The organism is Streptomyces sp. NL15-2K (genome assembly GCF_030551255.1).
Taxonomy (GTDB): domain Bacteria; phylum Actinomycetota; class Actinomycetes; order Streptomycetales; family Streptomycetaceae; genus Streptomyces.
Window position 1 is genome coordinate 667,001 of the sequence record NZ_CP130630.1, and the last position, 25,997, is coordinate 692,997.

Consider the following 25,997-nt stretch of genomic DNA (forward strand, 5'->3'; position numbering starts at 1 on the left):
AACCTACCTGCTCAGGTGGTGACAGTCGCCGACTTCGACGGTGATGGTTGAGCAGGAACACAGGGCTCCGGTGCGGCGTGCCGCAAGGGACTCGATCTCTGAGGGAGGTGTGGCGTTGTCCGATGGGACGCCGGGCCAGGCATTCTTGAATGGTGTCACGAGTCACAGCTGAACATTCCTGAACGGTGTCACGGATCACAGTGAGAATTCCTTAGTGGTGACAGGTGTCACATGGTCTGGGGCCAGCCGTCGGCCGCACCGCTGGAAGCCCGTCCTGGGGTGGTGCGGCACGCCTGAGGCCGCGTTGACGGCCGCGCCGGTTGGTCGGGCGCGAGGTTACGGATTTCAACCCTTCCGGCCCGCCACCTCGTTGATTTCCTGCTTGATTGCTTTCCAGGGTTCTTGGTTCTCAGGGTTCTTCTGGCGCCGCGGAGATCTGGTTTTCGCCGACGGGCGCCGGCGGAAGGCCGACCGGCTGCTGGACCTGCTCGATGACGGCGCGGCGGACGGCCGGATGGTGACGAAATGACGATGACGACAGGTGCGGCCGGGGCGGAACAGCCCGGCACGGCAGGTGCAGCGGCGCGGCACGCGGCAGGCAGGGGTTCGGACATGGACGACAAGCGCAAGGCACTGCTGCGGCTTCTGCGGGGTGCGTCGGCGAAGCCGGAGACCGTGGAGGGCATCGCCGTCATCGGCCTGGCCGGCCGGTACCCGCGGGCCGGCACCCCGGACGAGCTGTGGGCGCGGACCCGCGACGGCGAGAACTGCATCCAGGAGTTCCCGCCCGTGCGGGGACCGGGAGCGCAGCCTTCCGGCGACGGCCTGCCGGACGGCCGCCGCCGGTGGGCCGGGCTGATGGACGACGCCGACGCCTTCGACCCACTGTTCTTCGGCATCGCACCCGTCGAGGCCGAGAGCATCGACCCGCAGGAGCGGATCTTCCTGGAGACCGTGTGGGCGGCTCTCGAGGACGCCGGCCACCCGCCGCGCCGCCTCGCCGTGGAGAACCACCCGGTGGGCGTGTTCGCCGGCGTGATGAACAGCGACTACGAGTGGATGGGCGGTCAGGCCGCGGCCCTCGGCGTGGCCAACGGGGCCCGCTCGAACCACTGGTCCATCGCCAACCGGGTCTCGTACGTGCTGGACTTCCGCGGCCCCAGCCTCACCGTCAACACGGCGTGCTCGGCCTCCCTCACCGCCGTACACCTGGCCTGCGAGAGCCTGCGGGCCGGGGAGTGCTCGGTGGCGGTCGCCGGAGGCGTGAACCTGATCCTCCACGAGTCGCACCTGCGCACCCTGTCCGACAACGGCATGACGTCGCCGGGTGACCGCTGCCGCGCCTTCGGCAAGGGCGCCGACGGGTTCGTGGACGGAGAGGGCGTCGGTGCGGTACTGCTGAAGCCGCTGCGGCGGGCGATCGCCGACGGCGACCGGATCTACGGCGTCATCCGGGCATCCGCCGTCAACTCCGGCGGCAAGACCGGCGGTTACACGGTCCCCAGCCCTCAGGCGCAGGCCGAGGTGATCAGGGCGAGCCTGCGCCGGGCCGGAATCGACCCGCGCACCATCGGCTGCGTCGAGGCGCACGGCACCGGCACGCCGCTCGGCGACCCGATCGAGATCTCCGGCCTGAGCGAGGCGTTCCGCGAGCGGATCGACGACGACCTGGCCCAGGGGGTGGAGCGCTGTGCGGTCGGCTCGCTGAAGTCCAACATCGGTCACCTGGAGTCCGCCGCCGGCATAGCGGGCCTCACGAAGATGCTGATGCAGCTCCGGTACGGGACCATCGCGCCGTCGCTGCACTCCGCCGAGCCGAACCCGGACATCGACCTCACCGGCACCCCCTTCTTCATCCCGCAGGAGCGGGTGCCATGGCCGCGGCCGGTCGTGGTCCGCGCCGACGGGCAGCGCGTGGAACTGCCGCGTCGGGGCGCGATCAGCTCCTTCGGCGGCGGCGGGGCCAACGCCCACCTGATCGTGGAGGAGTACCGCGCGGACCCCGAGGCGGCGCGGCCGGCGGTCCCGGTGGCGGCCGGTCCGCAGCTGGTGGTGTTGTCGGCGCGCGACGAAGAACGGCTGCGCGCGTACGCCGCACGGCTCGCCGCCTTCCTGGAGAGCCCCGCCGACAGTCCCGCGGCGGGCGCGCATCCCCCGCGCCGCGATGCCGAGCAGGTCGCGCGAGTCGAGGCCGCGTGCCTGCGGCTCGCCGCCGAGGTGCTGGGCGTCCGTCCCGACGACCTCGACCCGGCCACGCCGCTGGGCGAATACGGCTGTGGCGCGGCGGAACTGGCGCTCCTGGCCAAGAAGCTCGACGGGGCGTACGGCGAGCGACCGGGCGGGATCTCCCTCACCGGAAGCACCACCGTTCAAGAGCTCGCCCCGCTGCTGGCCGACGCCTCGGCGGATGCGGCGCAGGCGAGGGAACCGCTGGCGGACGGGCCGGAACAGATCTCGCTCGCCGACCTCGCCCACACCCTGCAGAGCGGGCGCGAGGAACTGGAGTCGAGGCTCGCTTTCCCCGCCGCCGATCTGAACGAGGCCCGTGACCTGCTGCGCGCGTTCGCCTCCGGCGAGGAGGCCGCAGCGGTGGTCACTGGCACAGCCCCCGTTCGCCGGGCCTCCGAGGAGGACAAGGACCGGCTGGAACGGGCCCTGCGCGAGGGCGACCTGCGCACGGTGGCCGAGTGCTGGACCCGGGGCGCCGAGGTGGACTGGGCCCGGCTGCGCCCCGAAGGCGTCGTACGCCGCGTGGGTCTGCCCACCTATCCCTTCGCCCGCAAGCGGTATTGGCTGCCGCCGCTGCCTGGGCCCACGGCGTCCTCCGCCGGGCAGCCGGCCCCGCTTCCCGGCGGGCAGTTGGCCCCGCCCTCCAGCGGGCAGTCAGCTCCGGTCCCCGCCGGGCCGTCGGCCCCGCCCCCCGTCGCGCAGCCGACGGCGCTTCCCGCAGCGCAGCCGGCCCCGCGCCCGTGTGCCGCGAGCCTGTCCGCCGCGAGCCCGCATCAGGCCGGGTACGGCCCCAGCTGGCAGTCGGGTTCCGTTCCGCTCGCCGCCGGCCTGCCCGCTGCCGAGGCGGAGAATCCCGCCGTGACCGCGGCCGTGGAAGCGTCCGCCATGGTCTGTTACCGCCCGTCCTGGTTGCCCGAGCAGCGGCCCGCGTCCGACTCCGGCGCGGGCGGCACGGGGGCCGAGCGGGTGCTGATCCTGAGCTCGCGCGACGCCGCCCCGCTGGCGGAGGGCATCGCCCGGCACCACCGCGACGACGACACGCGGCTGATCGACCTCGACCAGGACGACCTGGTCCGGGCGCTGGCCGAGGCCGGTCCGGTGGACCGCGTCTACCACCTCGGCGGGATCCGCCCGTACGGTTCCGGCGCGGCCGGGGAGCCCGGTGAACTCGAGGACAGCCACAGGCGCGGGGTGCTGGCCCTGTTCCGGGTGGCCAGGCATCTGGCCGACGCCGGTGACGGGCGCCGGGTGCATGTGAAGGTCGTGACGAGCGACGCCGCGGCGGCCTTCGGTGATCCGGTCGTCAACCCCTTCGCGGCCGGGCTGCACGGGCTGGCCCGGGTCCTGCCCAAGGAGCGTCCGGAGATCAGGGCCGTATGCCTTGACTTCTCCCAGCGGGAGTCGGCCGAGGACGAGGCCGCTCACGAACGCCTGCTGGCCGCCGTGCTGGACGAGCCCTGCGACTCCACCGGCCGTACGGTGCTGTGGCGGCACGGGGTGCGCTACGTGCCCGCGCTCCAGCCGGTCTCTCTGCCGGAGCCGCAGCGGCCGCCGTACCGGGAACACGGCGTGTACGTGATCGTCGGCGGCACCGGCGGTATCGGCCGGGAGCTGACTGTGCATCTCGCCGAGCGGTACCGGGCCAGGGTGGTGTGGATCAGCCGCAGCGAGCTCGGCGAAGAGCAGCGTGCCTGCGCCGACCGGGCCCGGGAACTCGGCGGCGAGGTGCTCCACCTGCGCGCCGACTGCCGCGACACCGCGGACCTGCGGCGGGCGGCCGACGAGGCGAAGGCACGCTTCGGCTCGATCCACGGAGTCGTCCACGCGGCCATGACCTTCGACCCGGGGCCGCTGGCCGCGCTCGACGAGCGGGCGTTCGGCGCCGCGCTCGCGGTGAAGGCCGACGGCAGTGTGGCGACCGACCAGGCCTTCGGCGCCGAGCCGCTCGACTTCATGGCGTTCTTCTCCTCCGTGGGCGCCCTCGTCGGCACCGCGGGCAACGGCACGTACAGCTGCGCGGCCGCCCTCCAGGACGCCTACGCGCTGCACCTCGGTCACCGGCGGCCCTACCCGGTCCGGGTCATCGACTGGGGGTACTGGGGCCCGGTCGGCTCCGGTGCCCGGCCCGGCCTGCGGGAGATCTTCCAGGACCTCGGCATCGGCGAACTCTCCGTCACCGACGGGCTGTTGGCCGTCCACCGGGTGCTGGGCAACCGGCTGCCGCAAGTGCTGGCGATCAACGCCGGCGACGGCGCCCTGGCAGCCCTGGGCGCCGCCGTGGCGCCGCCCGCCGAGCTGGCCTCCGCCGACGGCACGCCGGCCCTGCGGACGGCCTCCTCCCTGCTGCTGCGTCCGCGCTCCAAAGACGCCCCGGGCGTCGGCAGCGTGATCTCCGGGTATCAGCGGCTCACCGAGGTCTGCCGCCCCGCGGTGCTCGGCGTGTTCCAGCGGATGGGCGCTCTGGTGAATCCGGGCGACAGCCACGACCGGCAGGAGCTGCCGGAGCGGCTGGGCATCCTGCCCAAGTACCGGCGGCTGTACGAGGCGTTGCTGAACATCCTGCGGGACGCCGGGTACGTGGCGTTCGACGGCGGGCGGGTGCGTCTGCTGCCCGCCGGTGATCCGTCGCGATCGTACGGGCCCGAAGCGCTGGAGCCGGAGTTCGACCGGATCGCCGCGGACCACCCCGACCTGGCTTCCACGGTGACCCTGACCCGCCTCTTCCTCCAGTCCTACCCGCAGATCCTGCGCGGGGAGGTACGTGCCACCGAGATCATGTTCCCCGGCTCCTCGATGGCGTTGGTGGAGGACTTCTACAAGGCCAACCCGCTCACCGACTCCTTCAACGAGCTGGTCCGCGACGCGGCGGGCGCCTACCTGGAGCACCGGATCGGGCAGCTGGCCCCCGGGGAGCGGCTGCGCGTGGTCGAGTTCGGGGCCGGCACGGGGGCCACCACGGAGACGGTGCTGCCGGTGCTGGCGCGGTACGCCGACCGGGTCTCCTACTGGTTCACCGATATCTCACCGCTCTTCCTCGAGCACGCCGAGGCCCGCCTCCGCTCCGCGTACGGCACCCCGGACTTCCTCCACTTCCGCGTCCTGGACCTGGAACGAGGGCTTCAGGAGCAGGGCTTCTCCCCCGGCACGTACGACATGGTCCTCGCCACCAACGTCGTACACGCCACCCGCGACCTGCGCGCCACCCTGGGCAAGGCGAAGAACCTGCTGCGGCCGAACGGCTGGCTCGTGCTCAACGAGCTCACCGAGGTGCGGGACTCCACCACGGTCGTGGGCGGGCTGCTGGACGGCTGGTGGCTCTTCGACGACGAGGAACTGCGCCTGCCGGACTCCCCGCTGGCCGCCCCGGCGACCTGGCGGCGGCTGCTGCGGGAACAGGGTTTCGGCGACGTGGCGGTGACCGGAGGCAGCGACCCGGACGGCCGCCCGCGTGGCCAGCACGTGATCGTCTCGGAGAGCGACGGGCTGCGGCCCGTCACGCCGCGGCCCGGGACCGTGGACACCGCTCCGGCACAGGCCGGTCAGGCGGCCCCGGTGAGTCCGACGGGACCGGCACCCTCCGAGGAACTGCGGCACCGGCTCGGGACCATCGTGGCGCGGTGCCTGAAGCTCGACGAGGACGTGGACCCGGACCGGCCGCTCTCCTCCTACGGATTCGACTCGCTCACGGGTATGAAGATCGTCTCGGGGATCACCGACGAGTTCGGCGTGACGGTGTCGCTCGGCGACTTCTACGATCACCCGACGCTGCGTGAGCTCGCGCAGCACTACGCGGACGTCGGCACCCTCGGCTCCCGGCCGCTGGACCCGGCGCCCGTACCCGCGCCCGCGCCCGTGTCTGCATCCACGTCCGTCGAGGCCACCTCCACCGCCCCCGTCCCCGGTGTCGCCCCGGTGGCCGTCCCCGACGAGCCGCCGACCGACCACCCGCTGTCGGAGGGTCAGCGCGCGCTGTGGGTCATCGAACGCATGAACCCGGGCACGTACGCCTACAACCTGCCGCTCGCCTTCCGGCTCGACCCGGGATTGGACGTCGGCGCGCTTCGGCGGGCTCTGCAGAGCATCGTGGACCGGCACGACAGCCTGCGCTCCACGATCCGCACCACCGACGACGGTCCGGTGCGCACCGTGGCCGCCTGGCAGGAGCTGCACTTCCAGCAGCGCTACCTGGCCGTCGCGGACGAGGCGGCGGTGCGCGACCGGATCAGGGAAGAGGCCCGGCGCCCCTTCGACCTGGAGCACGGCCCGCTGCTGAGGGTCACGTTGTTCACACTGGGCGACGGCGGTCAGGTGCTGCTTCTCGCCTTCCACCACATCGTCTTCGACGGGGTGTCCATCGCCGCTTTCCTGCGCGAGCTGACCGCCGGCTACCAGGACGCCAGGGCCGGGCGCCGGCTTGCCGCGGCGCCGGTCGCGGGCACCTTCGCCGACTTCACCGCCTGGCAGCGGGACATGCTCGCCGGGCCCGAGGGCGAGCGGCTGCGCGACTACTGGCTGCGGCGCCTGGAGGGCGACATCGAGCCACCGGCACTGCCGTACGACCGGCCGCGCCCGGCGCTGCCCGGCCATCGCGGTGCCGCCGTCGAAGGCCGTATCGACGCCGAACTGGTCCGCGCCGCCAGGGAGTTCGCCGCCGAGCGGCGCACCTCGCTGTTCGCGGTGCTGCTGTCCGGGTACTTCACCCTGCTGCACCGCTACACCCAGCAGCGGGGCATCAGGATCGGGACACCGGCCGCCGGCCGCCCCTCCGCCCGGTTCGACGACACGCTCGGCTACTTCATGAACATGGTCGTCCTACAGGCCGACGTCGACCCGGACCAGGACTTCGCCGCCCTGTCCGGGCAGGTGCACCGCACCGTGCTCGAGGCGCTGGAGCACGCCCACTTCCCGTTGATCTCCCTCACCGAGGCGATGCGCCAGGCGGGCCGTACCGACACCGCGGACCTGTTCCGGGTGGCCTTCTACTTCCAGAACTGGGTGGAGCCGGGAGACCGGGACCCGGTGCGCGGGGTGTTCGACGGGGTGCACCAGGAGGGCGAGTTCGACCTGACCCTGGATGTCGTAGAAGGGGCGGCCGACTGCTCGTTCACCCTGAAATACGACCCCGACCTCTTCGACGAGGACACCGTGCGCCGGCTCGGCGACCACCTCCTCGAGCTGCTGCGGTCAGCGCTGACCGAACCGGCCCGGCCGGTCGGCGAGCTGGGCCTGCTCACCGGCCAGGAGCGGCAGCGACTGGAGGGGCTGTGGCAGCAGGCCCGCCGTGACCACCCGTACGACCGGACCCTGCCCGAGCTGGTCGAGGAGCAGGCCGCCCGCCGCCCCGAAGCGATCGCCGTCACCTACGGCGCCGAGTCGCTGAGTTACGGTGCGCTGATCGAGCGCGTGGACCGGCTCGCCGCGCACCTGCGGGAGCGCGGCGTGGAGCCCGGTCGTGCCGTCGGTGTCCTCGTGGACCGGTCGCAGCTGCCCGTCGCCCTGCTCGCGGTGCTGAAGGCGGGCGGCTGCTACGTGCCGCTGGACCCGACCTTCCCCGTGGACCGGCTCACCTACATGGCCGAGGACGCGGGGCTGCACCTCATCCTCACCACCGGCACGGCTCAGACCGCGCTCGGCGGCATCGCCGTCCCGAGGGTCAGGATGGACCGTCTGGACCGGCTCGCCGAGGAAGCCGGGGCCGGTTCCCATGGCGCCGGGCCCGTCCGTCATGCGGGCCCGGAGGACACCGCGTACATCATCTACACCTCCGGTTCCACCGGCCGTCCGAAGGGCGTCGCGGTCCCCCACCGCGCCCTGGTCAACTTCCTGTCCTCGATGCGGGAAGAACCGGGCTTCGGGCCTGAGGACACGCTGCTTGCCCTGACCACCGTCTGCTTCGACATCGCGGCCCTGGAGCTGTATCTGCCGCTGGTGGCGGGCGGCCGGGTGGAGATCGCTCCCGCCGAGGTCGCCAAGGACGGGCTGAAGCTGCGCCGTCACCTTCAGGCGTGCGGTGCCACCGTCATGCAAGCCACGCCGAGTACGTGGAAGATGCTGCTCGCCGCCGGCTGGCAGGGCGATCAGGCGCTGACCGCGTTGTGCGGCGGAGAGGCCCTCGACCAGGACACCGCGGACGCCCTGGCAGCCCGCACCCGCGCGGCGTGGAACCTCTACGGGCCGACCGAGACCACCATCTGGTCCGCCGTCAGCCGGCTGCGCGCCGGTGAGCGGGTGAGCCTCGGCCGCGCCGTTGCCAACACCCAGCTGCTGGTGCTCGACGAGCACGGCCGGCTGGTGCCGCCCGGCGTGCCGGGAGAGCTGCACATCGGAGGTGACGGCCTGGCGACCGGCTACGTGGGGCGGCCCGAGCTGACCGCCGAGCGATTCGTGCCCAACCCGTTCGACACCTCCCTCTCGCCGCGTCTGTACCGCACGGGAGATCTCGTACGGTCGCTGCCCGACGGCTCGTTGGAGTACCTGGGGCGCGCCGACGCCCAGGTGAAGGTCCGCGGCTACCGCGTCGAACCCGGTGAGGTCGAGGCCGCGTTGCGCAGGCTGGCCGGAGTGGCCGAGGCCGTGGTGGTGCCCGCCGCCTCGGCCGGGAGCACCGGCGTGATGCTGCGCGGCTTCTACACCGTGGAGGGCGGGCCGTACGCCGGACCGGTCGATCCCGCTCCGCTGCGCGACTGGCTGCCGGAGTACATGGTCCCCGACGTCCTGGTGCCGCTGAAGGAGTTCCCGCAGACGCTGAACGGGAAGACCGACCGCAAGCGGCTCGGTTCGGCGCCGCTGGACGAGTTGCGGGCCGAGTTCGGCGACGCGCGGTCGGACGCGCGGCCGGACCGGGCCGCATCCCGCACCCAGACCGCGGCGGACGCCGTGGCCGGGGAGGGCACCGAGGACACCCAGGACACCGCGGACCGGCTTGCGGACGAACTGGCCCGGCTGGTGGGCGAGGTCGCCGAGGTGGCGGCGGACCGGGTTCCGCGGCACCGGCCGCTCGGCGAACTGGGCCTGAACTCGGTCGGCTTCACCACCCTGAGCACCCGGATCGGCAAGGTCTTCGGCATCGAGGTCTACCCGACCGCCTTCTACCAGCACCCCACCGTGGCCGCCATGGCGGAGCACCTGCAGCACGCCCACCCGGCGCTGCGGGGCCGATACGGCGGGCGCCCTGCCCGAACCGAGCCCCGTCTGCCCGCCACGGCGGTGTCCGCGCCGGTCACGTCCGCCGAGAGCACACGAGCCGAGGCCGGGTCCGGCGCGGCCGAGCACCCGCCCGCCGACCACGCAGTGGCCGTCATCGGCATGGCCGGCCGGCTCCCGCAGTCGCCCGACCTGGACGCCTTCTGGCGGCACCTGGCCGACGGGCACGACCTGATCGAGGAGATCCCGGCCGACCGCTGGGACTGGCGGAACGTGGCCGGTGATCCGCGCGAGGGCGAGCACTCCCGTTCCCGCTGGGGAGGTTTCGTCCCGGACGTCGACCGCTTCGACGCCGCGTTCTTCGGCATCTCCCCGCGCGAGGCGGAGCTGATGGACCCGCAGCAACGGCTGGTCCTGGAAGTGGTCTGGACGGCGCTGGAGGACGCCGGTCTGCGGCCGTCCGAACTGGCCGGCCGCCGGGTCGGGGTCTTCCTCGGCGTCACCAACTCCGACTACCTCGAGGTGCAGCGCGCCGCGGGGCGCGGCACCGACGCCCACACCATCACCGGCGCCGCACTGTCCGTGATCCCCAACCGGGTGTCCTACCTCCTCGATCTGCGCGGGCCCAGCGTCGCCGTGGACACCGCCTGCTCCAGCTCCCTGACCGCGATCCACCAGGCGGTGTCGGCGCTCCGCGACGGCTCTTGCGACCTCGCGATCGCCGGAGGGGTGAGCCTCATCCTCGACCCGTCGCTGTACGTCGCCCTCAGCAAGAGCGAGATGCTCAGCGAGGACGGCCGGTGCAAGGCGTTCGACAGCCGTGCCAACGGATACGTACGCGGCGAGGGCGTCGGCGCGGTGGTCCTGAAGGACCTCGCGGCGGCCGGGCGCGACGGCGACCCGGTGCACGCGGTGATCCGGGGCTCCGCCGTGAACCACGGCGGCCGTACCAACTCGCTGACCGCCCCCAGCCCCGACGCGCAGGCGGACGTCATCGCCCGGGCGCACCGCCTCGCGGGCACCGACCCGGTCACCGTCGGCTACGTCGAAGCGCACGGCACCGGCACGGCGCTGGGCGACCCGATCGAGGTCACCGGACTGCGGACCGCCTTCACCCGGCTGTACGAGGAGGCCGGCAGGCCGCTCCCGGACAGCCCGAGCTGCGGTCTCGGCTCGGTGAAGAGCAATGTGGGCCACCTGGAGGCCGCGGCGGGCATGGCCGGTCTGTTCAAGGTGGTGCTCGCCATGCGGCACCACACCATCCCGGCCAGCCTGCACGTCGTCGAGCAGAACCGCTATCTCGACCTGGACGGCGGCCCGTTCCGTATCGTCACCGAGGCCGTCCCGTGGCAGCAGCGGCGTGACGACCGGGGCCGCACGCTGCCCCGGCGGGCCGGCCTCAGCTCCTTCGGGTTCGGCGGTGCCGGAGCGCATCTGGTGCTGGAGGAGGCGCCTGCCACGGACGTCGTACGGGCGGCCGCCGAGGGCGGACAGCGGCCCGAGCGGCCGGTGTTGCTCGTGCTGTCGGCGCGCAGCCGGGCGGCCCTGGCCGCCTACGCGGAGCGTCTGGCGGACCTGCTGCGGCGGCAGGATGACGAGGACGCCGGCCTTGTGGACGTCGCGTACACCCTTCAGGTGGCCCGCGACCCGATGCCGGAGCGGCTGGCGGTCGTTGCCGACAACCGCGAGAAGGCTCTCGAGTTGCTGGACGCCTTCACCACCGGCGCCGCGGACGAGACCCCCGGTGTCTTCCACGGCCGGGGGGGCGCAGCCCGACGCACCGCACGGCCCCGCGGTGCGGCCTGGCAGCGGTACGTCGACGCGCTGCTGGCCGAGCACGACCTCGACACGTTGGCCGAGCTGTGGGTCGCCGGGGAGGAGATCGACTGGCGGCCGCTGCACCAGGATGCCGCCCGGCCGCCGCGCCGGGTGCGGGTGCCCACCTATCCGTTCGAGCGCACCCGGCACTGGGTGACCGGCGACGCCTCGCCCGGCGCGCACCCGCTGCTGGACACGGGCGTGCCCGCCGCCGGAACCGAGGAGTTCGCCAAGCGGCTCACCGGGGAGGAGTTCTACCTGCGCGACCATGTGGCGGGCGGGACGCCGATCCTGCCCGGTGTGGTCCTGCTGGAGATGGCACGTGCGGCAGGCGAGTTGTCGCGGAGCGACGGCCTGCCGGTGAACCGGGTCGAGGAGGTGTCCTGGGCGGCCCCCGTCCAGGTCGGCGCGGAGTCCCCCGTCGGCTTGCGGATCCGCCTCAGCCGGGACGCGAAGCGGCCGGAACGCACCGGCTTCGAGGTCCTGGCCGACGGTGGCGTACGGCCGCACGCCAGCGGCGTGTTGGTCGCACGTACGGCAGCGGACAGGCAGCCGGAGCTGGACATCGCCGCCATCCACGCGCGCTGCCCACGGCAGTGCACGGGCGAGGAGTACTACCGCCGCGTCGAGGAGACCGGCTTCCACTACGGGCCGTCCTTCCAGGTCGTGGAGTGGTTGGCGTCGGGTACCGGGGAGGCGCTGGCCCGGCTGGTGATGCCGTCGCAGCTGCGCGAGGAGGCCGGTGCGTACCGCTTCCACCCCGCACTGATGGACGCCGCGCTGCAGACGGCCGGCAGCGTCCCCGACGGCGAGGGCGACCACGACCGGCCCACCCACCTGCCGTACTCGGTGGGCGCGGTGGAACTGACGGCCGACCGCCTGCCCAACGCCTGCCACGCCTACGCGCGGCGGACGGACGACGGCTCCTCGGCCGGTCTGAAGGTCTTCGACATCCTGCTGGCGGACGAGGACGGCACGGTGCTGGCCCGCATCGAGCGGTTCACGCTTCGCGCGCTGCCCTCCTCCGACGGCGGTGCCGAGCCGCTGCTCTGCTTCGAACCGTACTGGCGGGACAGCACGGTCCCGGCGGCGGACGGCACGGCGCTGCCCACCACCCTGGTGCTCCTCGACGGCACGGGCGACGGCACCGGCCGGGCACTCGGCGACGCGCTGGCCGACCGCACCGGCGCCCGGATCGTCCCCGTGGACCTTGCCGCCGGGCTCGACCCGGAGCGGCTCCTGACCGACCTGGCGGGGCATGGTGACGGCTCGATCGGCATCGTCCACCTGGCCACCCGGGGCGGGGACATCCGGCAGGCGCTCGACAGCGGTTTCCACGCCGCGCTCGGCTTCTGCCGTGCCTGGATAGGCCGGCGCCTCGGCCGGGCCCACTACGTCTACCTCCACCCGGACGGAGCTGACGTCGAGCCCGCGCACGCGGCGCTGAGCGGCCTGGCCCGCACGGTACGCGCCGAGTACCCGGGCCTGCACATGACCTCCGTCGCCTACGCGACCCAGGCCGACCTGCCCGCGCTCGTGTCGGCCGAACTGGCCTGCGCCGAGGCTCCGGTGGAGGTCCGGACGGACGGGCGTCGGCGGCTGGCCGGCGCCTGGCGGACGGCCACTCTGCCGGAAGCGGCGGTGCCCTCGCCGTTCGCGGCGCCCGGCGCGCACCTGGTGACCGGCGGCACGGGCGGCATCGGGCTGCACCTCGCCGAGCGGCTCGCGGCGCGCGGCGCCGGGACAGGGGCCGGCATCGTGCTCGCCTCCAGGTCGGAGCCGTCGCCCGAGGCCCGGGCCCGGATCGCCCGACTGGAGGAGGGCGGCGCTCGCATCATGCACGTACGCGCCGACGTGACCCGGCGGGAGGACGTGGCGGCCCTGGTCCGCGCCGCACGTGAGCGGTTCGGTCGGATCGCGGGCGTGCTGCACGCGGCCGGGGAGTTGCGGGACGGTTTCGTCCTGAGGAAGACCCGCGCGGAGGCCGAGGCCGTGCTCGCCCCCAAGGTGCTGGGCGCGCTGTGGCTGGACGAGGAGACCCGCGACGAGCCACTGGAGTACTTCGTGGCCTTCTCCTCGACGGCGGCGGCCCTGAGCAGCGTCGGGCAGTCCGACTACGCCTTCGCCAACGGTTTCCTGGACCACTTCGCGCAGCGCCGCGAACAGCACTGCCTGGAGGGGACCCGGTCCGGGCGCAGCCTCGCCGTGAACTGGCCGCTGTGGCGGGACGGCGGGATGGCCATGGACACCGCCGCCCAACAGGCCATGCGGCGCGAGCTCGGTTTCAGCCCGCTTCCCGCGGACGTCGCACTTGACGGGCTGGAGCGGGCGCTGGCCGGCCGGGCGCCCCGGCTGCTGCTCGCCACGGGCGACGCCGTCGTGATCGAGCGGGCCCTGGGCGCCGAGCACACCACGCCGCGCGGTGAGACGGGCGTGCCCGTCCGGCCCGCGAACGGGGGGCCCGGCCTGCGGGCCGGAACGGAGCGGTTCCTGCGCGAACTCCTCGCCGAGGAGCTGAAGATGCCGGTCGAGGACATCGACCCCGACGAGCAGTTCGACCGTTACGGCATCGACTCGTTGCTGGTGCTGAGCCTGACCCGGAGGCTGGAGGGGCACTTCGGAGCGCTGTCGAAGACGCTGTTCTTCGAGTACTTCACGGTGGCCGAACTCGCCGGCTACTTCCTGGCCGAACACGCCGGGCGGCTGCCGGAGGTGCTGGGCGGTGCGGAGCAGGCCCACCCGGCCGAGGAGGCCCACCCGGCCGAGGAGGCCCCGCCGGCCGAGGAGGCGCCGCGGCCCGCCAGGACCGTAACCGCCGCTGTCTCCGGCTCCGGCGTATCCGGCTCCGCCGTTACCGTCGCCGTGCCCGACGCACCGGCCCCGGCACCGACCGGCCCGGGCGACGACATCGTGATCATCGGCGTGAGCGGCCGCTACCCGCAGGCCGACGATCTGCGGGAGTTCTGGCGCAACCTGCGCGAGGGCCGGGACTGCGTCGAGGAGATCCCCGACGACCGCTGGGATCACTCGCGTTACTTCGACCCGGACAAGGACGCCCCCGGCAAGTCGTACTCCAAGTGGGGCGGCTTCCTGCGGAACGTGGACCGGTTCGACCCGATGTTCTTCCGCATGTCGCAGCTGGAGGCCGAGCACATCGACCCGCAGGAGCGGATCTTCCTGGAGACGGTCTGGCACCTGATGGAGGACGCCGGTGTCACCCGTGAGGGCATGGCCGGCAGCCGTACCGGCGTGTTCGTCGGCATGATGTACGGCCACTACCAGCTCTACGGCGTCGAGGAGACGCTGCGCGGTGAGGGCGTCGCGACCTCCTCCTCGTACGCGTCCGTCGCCAACCGGGTGTCGTACTTCTTCGACTTCGACGGGCCGAGCGTCGGCCTGGACACCATGTGTTCGTCCTCGCTGGTGGCCATCCACCTGGCCTGCCAGGCCATCCGGAGCGGGGACTGCGACGCGGCCGTGGCCGGCGGGGTGAACATCTCCAGCCATCCGCTGAAGTATCTGCAGCTCAGCAGGGGCGGGTTCCTGTCCACCGACGGGCGCTGCCGCAGCTTCGGCGAGGACGGGGACGGCTATGTGCCCGCCGAGGGCTCCGGCGCGGTGCTGCTGAAGCGCCGCTCGGCCGCGGAGGCGGACGGTGACCGCATCCTCGCCGTGATCAAGGGATCCGCCGTCAACCACGGCGGCGCGGGCAAGGGCTTCAGCGTGCCGAACGCCCGGGCCCAGGGCACCCTGGTCGCCGACGCGCTGGCCCGCGCGGACTGGACACCGGGCGACCTGGACTACATCGAGGCGCACGGCACCGGCACCGCGCTCGGTGACCCGGTGGAGGTCAGCGGCCTGCTGCGGGCCTTCCGCGGCCACGACGTGGGCGGGCGGAAGATCCCGATCGGGTCGGTGAAGTCGAACATCGGGCACGCCGAGTCGGCGGCCGGCATGGCGGCCGTCACCAAGGTGCTCCTGCAGTTCCGGCACGGCGTGCTGGTCCCGTCGCTGCACGCCGAGCGGCTCAACCCGAACATCGACTTCGAGGCGGCGCCGCTGCGTGTACAGCGGGAGCTCGCCGAGTGGTCCCCGCGCACCGACGAGGCGGGCCGGCCGCTGCCGCGGACCGCGGCCGTGAGCGCGTTCGGCGCGGGCGGCTCCAACGCCCATGTACTGCTGGAGGAGTACGTGCCGTCCCGTTCACATCCGACCCCCGAGGCCCGCGCGCCGTTCGTCTTCGCCCTCTCGGCCAGGGACCGCTCACGGCTCGACGCCTACGCCGAGCGCATGGCGGACTTCCTGCGGACCGACGGGGCGGACACCGATCCGGCGGCTCTGGCCCACACCCTGCAGTCCGGGCGGGAGCCGATGGCCCACCGGCTGGCCGTGGTCTTCGGCGACCGCGCCGAGCTGCTGACCCGGCTCGACGCGTACCTGGTCGGCCGGGACGGCACGCCGGGCGTGTGGACCGGGACCGTACGGCGCGGTGCGCGGCCCTCGGCGGAGCGGGCGGAGGGCCTTGGGGCGGACCCTGAGGCGGCTCCCGAGCCGGCCCCGGAGAGGCTGGCCGCCGCCTGGGCCGCCGGCGATGCCGTCGACTGGCGGAGGCTGTACGACGGGCCGCCGCCGGCCCTGGTCGAGCTGCCGGGCTACCCGTTCGCGCGCGACAGGTGCTGGTACGAAGCGCCCAAGGGCTCTGCCCCGCACCTCGCCCAGGAGCCGCCGACCCCCGCTCGGCCGGAGCCCGCAGGCGGGGAAACCGCCGTGCCCCAAGGAAAGGTCGTGTACGAGGAGATCACCCTCTCCGCCGACACCCCGGTCATCGCCGGCCACCAGGTCGCGGGCCAACTGCTGCTGCCCGCCCTGGCCTACATCGACCTCATCCATCAGGTGTTCCGCAGGCAGGGACAGCCGCACGACGAGCTGGAGCTACGGGATCTGACGGCGTTGCGTCCGCTGGTGGTCACGCCTCAGGCACCCGCCCGTATCGCGCTGGACGCCCGGCCCGTCAGCCCGGACCGATGGGCGGTGCGGATCGTGGACCGCGCCGAGCCGGACGCCCCGCCCTATGCCACGGCCGAGATGGTGATGGCGGGTCCGGCCCGGTTCGCCGGTCCGCCGCGGCCCGCCGTCCCCGCGCCGTCCGCCGTGTCCGAGGACCTGGGCGCGGTCTACGACCGGGACGGCCGCCTCGGGCAGGTCTACACCGGAGCGGTCAGGGCCGGCGGCCGGGTGTGGGAGGACACCGAGCAGCTGATCGCCGAACTCACCCCGCCCTCCGGCGCCGAGACCAGTGGCCACCTGTTCCATCCCGCGCTGCTGCTCGGCGGCGCGGTGGCGGCCGGGACGCTGCTGTCCGGCGGCGGCCGGGACGAGGAGGCGTTCTTCCTGCCGATGTACGTGGAGTCCTTCCGGGCGGCGGCGCCGCTGACCGGCCCGTGCACGGCCCGCGTCCGCCGGTCGTCGCTCAGTCTGCGGGACGAACTCGCCAGACTGACGGTCGAGTTCGTGGACGGTGACGGGCGCGTTCTCGCCGAGCTGCGCGGCCTGTCGAGCAAGCTGATCCGCTCCGGCACCCTGCCCGGCCTGCCCGGCCAGGCGCCGCGGACAGCCTCCGCGGCCCGCCCCACGGCGGGATCGTACGGGGCGCCGGTGACGCCCACCCAGGACCGGCTGCGCCAACTCATGGCGGACGGGCTGGGCCGCGACCCTCGGACGCTCAACCCCGACATCGGCTACTACGAGCTGGGCATCGACTCGGTCAGCGTCCTGGAGCTGGTCACCCGTCTGGAGCGGGTGCTCGGCCGGAGCCTGCCGCCCACGCTCCTCTTCGAGTACACGACCATCCGTGACCTGGCCGCGTACCTGGACGAGCACCACCCCGGCGCCTTCGGCGACACGGCTGCGGAACCCTCGGCCGTAGGGGACGCCCCGGCGCCGCACGGCACTCGGCTGCTCACCAAGGGCTGGGAGCCGGCCGCCCCGGGCACCGGCGGCCCGATGCCGGGCCCGGTCGCCGTCCTCGCCACCGCGGACACCCGGGTGCTGGCCGACCGGCTCGCCCGTGAGCTGCCGCAAGCGGAGGTCCTGGAACCCGCCGACCTGGCAGGCCGGCCCGCTCCCGGCCGGTTCCGGGCGTGCGTCGACCTGACCGGCTGCGCGCACGCCGGGCCGGGCTCCCAGCGCACGCACGACGACCCCGCGGACTGGCTGCCCTGGGTGCAGCAGTTGGTGGCCCAGGCCTCGGCTGCGGAGCCGGTGGTGCTACTCGGCGTGACCCGGGGCCTGGAGACCCCGCACCTCGGCGGCGCTGACCTCGGCGGGCAGTCGGTCAACCTCGCCGGCGCGGCCCGGGCCGGTCTGTACCGGATGCTGCAGAGCGAGTACTCCAAAGTGCGCTCGCGGCATGTGGACGTGGACCCGCTGGACGACGACCTCACGGTGATACGGCAGATAGTCGCCGAACTCGTGGACACCGGCGAGGACCCCGAGGTCTGCCATCGCGCCGGACAGCGTTACCGGGCTGTGCTGCGGGAGACCCCTGCCGGAGCCGGCCGCGGTGACGGCGTGCGGTCCTTCCCCGAGAACTCACCCGAGAACTCTTCCGAGCACTCCCCCCAGGACTTCCCCGAGGACGAGACGCTGTGGATCACCGGTGGCACCGGCGGCCTGGGCCTCGCCTTCGCCCGGCACGCGGTGCGGCACTGGGGAGTGCGTCGACTCGTGCTCACCGGCCGGACGCGGCTGCCGGAGCGGGCCGACTGGGAGGCCCACCTCGGCGACGATCCGCTCGGCCGCAGGCTCGGCACCCTGATCGACCTGGAGCGGGCCGGGGCGCGGGTGCGCGTGCTGTCGCTCCCGCTGGACGGTTCCGCCTCCGGGGACCTGTCCCGTGCGGTGCGCGAGGCCGAGCGGGACCTGGGACCGGTCGGCGGTGTCCTCCACTGTGCCGGGTTCGCCGACCGCGACAACCTCGCCTTCGTGGGGAAGCCGGCCGCCGGCGTCCGGGCCGTGGTGGACCCCAAGGTCGCCGGCCTCGACGCACTGGTGAACTGCTTCGCGGGCCGCTCGCTGAGGTTCTTCGTGGTCTGTTCATCGGTCGCCGCCGTGGTGCCGAGCGCGGCCGTGGGCCAGAGCGACTACGCCATGGCGAACGCCTACGCGGACTACCTGGCCGCGGCCAGGCCGCACGGTCTGCCCCTGCTGAGCGTCCAGTGGCCGTCCTGGAGCGGTGTCGGCATGGGCGACGCGGACCCCGGTCCCGGCTATCTGCGCACCGGCCTGGGCAGTGTGTCCGAGTCCGAGGGGACCGCCCTGCTCGACCACCTGCTGACGCACGGCGCCGGGCCCGCCGTCCTCCCCGCGGTCATCCGCGACACCGCCGCCTGGCGTCCCGAGCTGCTCATGCGGCGTCGCATTGACGTCGCCGTCCCGGCAGCCGCTCCGGCTCGACCCGCCGCGCCCGCCCTGCGGACCGAGCCGGCCGGGCAGCGGCGGGCGGAGGGGCCGGCCGAGACCGCCGCCTCGTGGCTGCTCGGACTGCTCGCCGAACACTTGCACTTCGACCGGGCCAGGCTCGCCGCCGACGTGCCCATCGAGGACTTCGGAACCGACTCGATCATGATGGTCCAGCTGCTGCGCAAGGTCGGAAGCCGGCTGGGGGTCGACCCGGACCCGTCCGGGTTCATCGATCACCCCACGGTGGAGGCCTTCGTGGGCTGGTTGGCGCAGACCTATCCGGCGGAGTTCGCCGCGGCCTTCGGTACCGGTTCCGCCGAGGAGCCCACGGCCGCGCCGGAGTCCACGGCCGGCTCTGAGGCCGTCCACGGCTCGGAGTCCGTGCCCGCCCGGATGTCCGTGTCCGGCACAGCCCCTGCGGACATCCCGGCGTACGCCCCCCAAGGCACCACCGCGCAGAACGACATCGCCGTGATCGGCATGTCCGGCCGCTTCCCCGGCGCGCCCGACCTGGACGCGTACTGGCGGCTGCTAAGCGAAGGGCGCTCCGCCATCGCCCCGGTCCCCGCGCACCGCTGGGGCGGTGTCGACGGCCTGGTCGCCGGGCTGGTCGACCGGGACGGCTTCGACCCGGGTTTCTTCCTGCTGTCCGACGAGGACGCCGCGGCCATGGACCCGCAGGCGCTGGTGCTGCTGGAGGAGACGCTGTTCGCCCTCAGCGACGCGGGTTACCGGCCGGCCGACCTGAAGGGGCGCGACATCGGCGTCTACATCGGCGCCCGCAGCCGTCATCTTCCCGACGACGCGACGCTGAGCCGGACCCGGAACCCGATCGTGGCCGTCGGGCAGAACTACCTCGCGGCCAACGTCTCCCGCTTCTTCGACCTGCGCGGTCCCAGTGTGGTGGTGGACACCGCGTGTTCCTCGGCGCTCGTCGCCATGCACTCGGCCGCCCAGGCGCTGCGCGACGGTGACGCGGAGGCCGCCGTCGTCGGCGGAGTGACCCTGCTCGCCGACGGTGCGGGCCACCGGCTGTTCGACCAGCGCGGGCTGCTCAGCCCGGAGCCCGCGTTCCACGTCTTCGACCGGCGGGCCCGGGGGATCGTCCTCTCCGAGGGCGCCGGGGTGGTCGTACTCAAGCCGCTGGCCCGCGCCCTCGCCGACGGCGACCGGGTCCAGGCGGTGCTCAAGGGCATCGCGGTCAACAACGACGGCCGCACCGCCGGTCCCGCCTCGCCCAACCCGGCCGCGCAGCAGGCGGTGATGGCCAAGGCCCTGGAGCGCAGCGGCAGGCGCGCCGACGAGGTGACCCACATCGAGGCCAACGCGGCCGGCTCGGCGGTGCACGACCTCACCGAACTCAAGGCGATCCGGACCGTCTACCGGGACTCCTCCGAGGCCCCGTGCAGCCTCGGCTCGGTGAAGCCGAACATCGGCCACCCGCAGTGCGCGGAGGGCATCGCGGGATTCATCAAGGTCGTACTGATGCTGCGCGAACGGCAGTTGGTGCCCTTCCTGTCCGGACAGGAGCCGCTGGATCACTTCGACCTGTCGGCCTCACCGTTCACCTTCGCCCGTGGCCTGGTCCCGTGGCCCGACGCACCGCTCGTCGCGGCGGTGAGCTGTTTCGCGGACGGCGGCACCAACGCCCATGCGGTGGTGGAGGGTTGGACCGGTCCGGTCACCGGACGCCCGGCGCTGGAGCGCCCCGGCCTGGCCCGCCGTAGGCTCTCCACCGCCCCGGCCCGAGCCACCAACCCGGCCCAAGCCACCACCCCGGCCCCGGCCGCCCCCGAGCCGACCGCCCCCGAGCCGGCCCCGGAGCCCGTCCCGGTCGCCGTGATCGGCATGGCCGGCCGGTACCCGGGAGCCGACGACCTCGGCGAGTTCTGGCAGAACCTCCTCCAGGGCCGTGACGCGGTGACCGAGGTCCCCGCGGACCGCTGGCAGTGGCAGACGCTGTCCAGCGGGACGGACCGGCCGCTGTCCCGGTGGGGCGGCTTCGTCGCCGACGCCGACCGCTTCGACTCCGAGTTCTTCCGTGTGGCACGGCCCGAGGCGGAGATCACCGACCCGCAGGAGCGGCTCTTCCTGGAAACCTGCTGGGAGGCGATCGAGAACGCCGGCTACACCCCGGCCACGCTCGCCGCGCCCCGAGGTCCCGAACAGCGCCGCCCGGTCGGCGTCTTCGCCGGGGCCATGCACAAGGACTACTCCCTGATCGGCGCGCAGGCGGAGCCGGTGGACGGCCGACCGCTGCCGGTCAGCCTCAACCAGGGAATGATCGCCAACAGGGTGTCGTTCTTCTGCGACTTCCACGGCCCGAGCATGGCGGTGGACACGCTCTGCTCGTCGTCGCTGACCACCGTGCACCTCGCGGTGGAGAGCCTGGCCCGAGGCGAGAGCGAGGTGGCCGTCGCCGGCGGTGTGAACCTGTCGCTGCACCCCGCGAAGTACCAGACCTATGGCGCGGTCGACATGCACTCCGCCACCGGGCGCTCCCGGTCGTTCGGCGCGGGGGGCGACGGGTGGGTCTCGGCAGAGGGCGTCGGCGCCGTGGTGCTCAAGCCGCTGCACCGCGCCGAGCAGGACGGCGACCACATCTACGCCGTCATCCGGTCCACCGCCGTCAGCCACGTCGGTACCGGCAGTGGGGTCACCGTCCCCAGCCCGGTCGCCCAGGCCGCGGTCATCTCCGAGGCACTCGACCGGGCCGGCGTCGACGCGCGCACCATCGGTTGCGTCGAGGCGCACGGAACGGGCACCAAGCTGGGCGACCCCATCGAAGTCCAAGGCCTGGTACGGGCGTTCCGCCGGCACACCGGCGACAACGGCTTCTGCGCCCTGGGATCGGTCAAGTCCAACATCGGCCACGCGGAGTCGGCGGGCGGCGTGGCCGGGCTGACCAAGGCGGTGCTACAGCTCCACCACCGCACCCTGGTGCCCACCCTGCACTCCGAAACCGTCAACCCGCTGCTCGACCTGGAGAACACGCCGTTCCGCCTGCAGCACCGCGCGGAGCCATGGCCCGAGCCCGCGGCCGGGGGACCGAGGCGAGCCGGTCTCAGCTCCTTCGGTGCCACCGGATCCAACGCCCACATCGTGCTGGAGGAGTACGTACCGGCGGCCGCCGGACGCCAGGAACAACCGCCCCACGGACCGCACCACGGGCCGCAGATCGTCCCGCTCTCGGCGCGCGACGACGACCGGCTGCGAGCCCTGGCCGGACGGCTGCTCGCCTTCCTCAGCGGCGAGGCCGGCGGCATCGGCGGCTCCGTCTTCGGCGGCACTGAGCCGGTGTCGCTCCCGGAGCTGGCCCACACCCTCCAGACCGGACGGGTGGCCATGGCGAGCCGGGTGGCCTTCGTGGTGGCGGACCTCGCCGAACTCCGCCACGCTCTCGAGAAGTACGTCGCGGAGGCGGCGGCACCAGGAACGGCCGCGGGGCCCTGGGCCTTCGGTGCCTCGCCGGCCGCGCCGGAGACCGTCGAGCGGTGGCTCACCGAGCGGCGGCCGACGGAGCTTGCCGACCACTGGTCGGCGGGCGGCGAACTCGACTGGCAGCGCCTGTGGCCGGCCGCCCGGCCGCGCCGAGTGCCGCTTCCCACCTACCCGTTCGTACGCGAGCGGCACTGGCACCCCGGCGCGCGGCTCCTCCCGCAGGACCCGCCCGGAGGCGGCCGTTCGGTCGCCTCGGAGAAGGAGCTGAAGGAACTACTGGTCGAGCGGCTCGCCAGGACCCTGCGGGTGACGCCCGACCAGATCCCGGCGGGTGCGGCCTTCGCCGACCTGGGTGTGGACGCCATCACCGGGATGTCCTTCGTCTCCGAGGTCGGTGACGCGCTGGGCATCTCCCTGGACGCCACGGTCCTGTACGACCTCACGACGATCGACCGCCTGGCCGACCACCTCGCCCGGCGACCGGCCGCCCAGCTGACCGGGAGCCAGGACCGATGACCCCGCAGACCGGTCGGCGGACCGTTTTCATGTTCTCCGGCCAGGGCTCGCAGCACTACCAGATGGGCCGCGAGCTCTACGACAGTGAGCCGGTGTTCCGGGATGCGCTGCGCCGCCTGGACGCCTTCGTCGAGCCGGAGCTCGGCGGCTCCGTCATCGCTCGCCTGTACGATCCGGACCGCCCGGTCTCGGAGCCGTTCACCGACACCGCCGTCACCCATCCGGCGATCGTGATGGTGGAGCTGGCACTGGCCGAGACGCTGATCTCGTACGGTGTCACCCCCGATCTGCTGCTGGGCGCCAGCCTCGGCGAATACACGGCGGCGGTACTGGCCGGCGTCCTGGAACCGGGCGAGTGCCTGCGACGGCTCGTCCGGATGGCCCGCTCGGCGGGCGACGCCGCTCCGGGCGGCATGGTCGCCGTACTCGCCGAGCCCGCCCTGTACCACCGCGAACCGGACCTGCACAGGGACCTGGAGCTGGCGGCCCGCAACTACGACGCCCACTTCGTGGTGTCCGGGCCGCTGGACGCCCTGGACCGCGCGGAGACACTGCTCAGGGCCCGGGACATCGCGTACCAGCGGGTGCCGGTGTCCCACGGTTTCCACTCCGGGCTGATGGACCCCTCCCGACCGGCCTTCGACGCCCTGTGGGCGGATACGGAGCTGCGTCCGCCCCGCATCCCGCTGGTCTCCAGCGCCACGGCCGGGCCGGTGGCGGAGGTCACCGTCGAGCACCTGTGGCGGGTGGCCCGGCAGCCGATCGAGTTCGCCGCGACGGTCAGGGCGCTGGAGTCGCACGGCCCGTTCCTCTACCTCGACGCCGGGCCGTCGGGCACGCTGCACAACTTCGTACGCGCCAACCTCGCCGCCGACCCCGACTCGTGCTCGGAGTCGCTGGCGCTGCTCACTCCGTTCACCCGGGACACCCAGCAGCTGGCCCGGGTACGGGACCGCGCGGGCACCGACGGCGGCCGACCCGCGACACAGGCCCTGGCCCCCGCGGCACCCCACGCGAAAGGCGGTAGCAAGATGAAGGTGTTCGGCTTTCCCGGGCAGGGCTCTCAGGCCAAGGGCATGGGCGCGGACCTCTTCGACGAGTTCCCCGACCTGGTCGCCCAGGCGGACGAGATCCTCGGCTATTCCATCCGCGACCTCTGTCTGAACAATCCCGAAGGCCGTCTGCGACGCACCGAGTTCACTCAGCCCGCGCTGTACGTGGTCGAGGCGCTGACGTACGAACTGCGCACCCGCGAGGATCCACGCCCGGCGGACTGGCTCGTCGGGCACAGCCTCGGCGAATACGCGGCGCTCTTCGCCGCGGACGTCTTCGACTTCGCCACCGGGCTGCGTCTGGTCCGACGGCGCGGCGAACTCATGGGCCGGGCCGTCGACGGGAGCATGGCCGCGGTGCTGGGCCTGGACCTGGGCACGGTGGAGTCGGCGCTGTCGGACTCCGGTCTGACCGCCCTGGACATCGCCAACCACAACGCACCGGAGCAGATCGTGCTGGCCGGTCCCGCACCGGACATCGACCGCGCCCGTGCGATGTTCGAAGAGCGGGGAGCACAGGTGGTGGTGCTCAACGTGAGCGCCCCGTTCCACTCCCGCTACATGCGCGACGCGGCCGAGGAGTTCCGGGAGTTGCTGGACGCCACCGAGTTCCGGCCGCCGCGGATCCCGGTGATCGCGAATGTGGACGCCCGCCCGTACCGCGCGGACCGGGTGCGGGAGACGCTGGCCGGTCAGATCGTCGGCCAGGTGCGGTGGGTGGACACCGTCCGTCGTCTCATGGCGCAGGGCGACTTCGAGTTCGAGGAGCTGGGACCCGGCCAGGCACTGACCAAGATGGTCCGGAAGATCCGCGCCTCCTCGACCCCCCTTCCGTTTCCGCCGACCGAGCCCGCCCCACGGCCCGCCGCCACGTCGGCCCCGGTCCGGACGGCCCCGGACCGTGCCGAGCCGCCGGTACGCACCGAGCCCCCGGCTGCCGTTCCGGTGGTCCCGGCACCGGCCCCGGCCCTACCGGCGGCTCCCGCCGCCGCACCCGTCGCCCCGGCCGCCCCGGTTCCCGTCGCCCGGCGCGGGCCTGCTGCCGAGGAACTGGGCGCGGAAGGCTTCCGGGCCCGCTACGGTCTGCGGCTGGCCTACCTGGCGGGTGGGATGTACGGCGGCATATCGTCCGAGGCGCTCGTGGTACGACTCGCCAAGGCCGGCGGCATGGGCTTCTTCGGCACCGGTGGCCTGCCGCTCGCGGAGGTCGAGGCCGGGATCCGCGGCATTCAGGCGGCGTTGGGCCCCGGCGGGCCGTTCGGGGTGAATCTGCTGCACCGGCACGCCTCCCCCGAGCAGGAGCAGGCGCTGGTCGATCTGCTGCTGCGGCTCGGCGTCGGTACCGTCGAGGCGTCCGGCTTCCTGCGGATCACCCCGGCTCTGGTCAAGTACCGCCTGAAGGGCGGCCGGATCATCGCCAAGGTCTCCCGTACGGACACCGCCGAGGCGTTCTTGCGCCCCGCCCCCGAAGAGGTCGTACGCGGCCTCGCCGAGCGGGGCGAGGTGACCGAGCAGGAGGCGGCGCGGGCGGCCGGGCTGCCGATGGCGGACGACCTGTGCGTCGAAGCCGGCGCCGGATGGCACACCGACGCGGCCGACCTGGCGACGCTGCTGCCGGCCGTGCTGCGGCTGCGCGACACCCTGGCCGGACCGTGGCCGCGGGTGCACGTGGGCGCGGCGGGCGGCATCGGCACGCCGGAGGCCGCGGCGGCGGCCCTCGTCCTCGGGGCGGAGTTCCTGGTCACCGGCTCGGTGAACCAGTGCACCGTGGAGGCGGCGACCAGCGCCGAGGTCAAGGACATGCTCCAGGGCCTCGACGTACAGGACACCGAGCCGGCGCCGTGGAGCGAGATGTTCGAACTCGGTGTGCGGGCCAGGGCGGTCAAGCGCGGCGTCTTCCTTCCGGCCCGCGCCGACCGGCTGTACCAGTTGTGGCGCATGCACGACTCGTTCGCGGACATGGACGCCGATACGCGACGGCAGATCGAGGAAACCTATCTGCGGCGCCCCTTCGAGGACGCCTGGCGCGCTGCTCTGGCCAAGAACTCCCCGGCCGCGGCCGGCGGCCGGGAGGTGGACGCCAAGCGCAAACTCGCCCTCGCCTTCCGGTCCTACCTCGACGACGGATTCGAGCTGGCCCGCACCGGCGCCCCCGGGCGGCGGGTGGACTACCTGGTGTACTGCGGCCCGGCCATGGGCGCCTTCAACCAGTGGGTCAAGGGCACCAGCCTGGAACCCTGGCAGGCGCGGAACGTGGACGTACTGGCCGACCGGTTGCTGTCCGGCACCGCCCGGCTGCTCGCGGACCGCTGTGCCTCGTTCGGGGCGGCCGGATAA

General features: G+C 73.5%; 3 protein-coding genes. All 3 read left to right on the forward strand.

Going from position 1 to position 25,997, the window contains the following annotated elements; translation table 11 throughout:
* The first annotated feature begins 304 nt into the window (after positions 1 to 304).
* Genes Q4V64_RS02850 through fabD form a run of 3 tightly spaced genes read left to right on the forward strand, consistent with a single transcriptional unit; the run spans position 305 to position 25,997 of the window.
* Positions 305 to 529, forward strand: a complete 225-nt coding sequence (locus Q4V64_RS02850) for a hypothetical protein (protein WP_124436995.1) — start codon at positions 305 to 307, stop codon at positions 527 to 529.
* Positions 526 to 22,608, forward strand: coding sequence for a non-ribosomal peptide synthetase (locus tag Q4V64_RS02855; RefSeq protein WP_124436996.1), 22,083 nt, complete (start codon positions 526 to 528; stop codon positions 22,606 to 22,608). Before Q4V64_RS02850 ends, Q4V64_RS02855 begins: the two co-directional genes overlap by 4 nt.
* On the forward strand, positions 22,605 to 25,997 hold the full coding sequence (gene fabD, locus Q4V64_RS02860; protein WP_124436997.1) for an ACP S-malonyltransferase: 3,393 nt from the start codon (positions 22,605 to 22,607) through the stop codon (positions 25,995 to 25,997). The genes Q4V64_RS02855 and fabD overlap by 4 nt, the downstream gene beginning before the upstream one ends.

Excerpts from the sequence above, each read along its gene's own strand:
- fabD (WP_124436997.1), top strand. The coding sequence starts at position 22,605 with ATGACCCCGCAGACCGGTCGGCGGACCGTTTTCATGTTCTCCGGCCAG.
- Q4V64_RS02855 (WP_124436996.1), top strand. The coding sequence starts at position 526 with ATGACGATGACGACAGGTGCGGCCGGGGCGGAACAGCCCGGCACGGCA.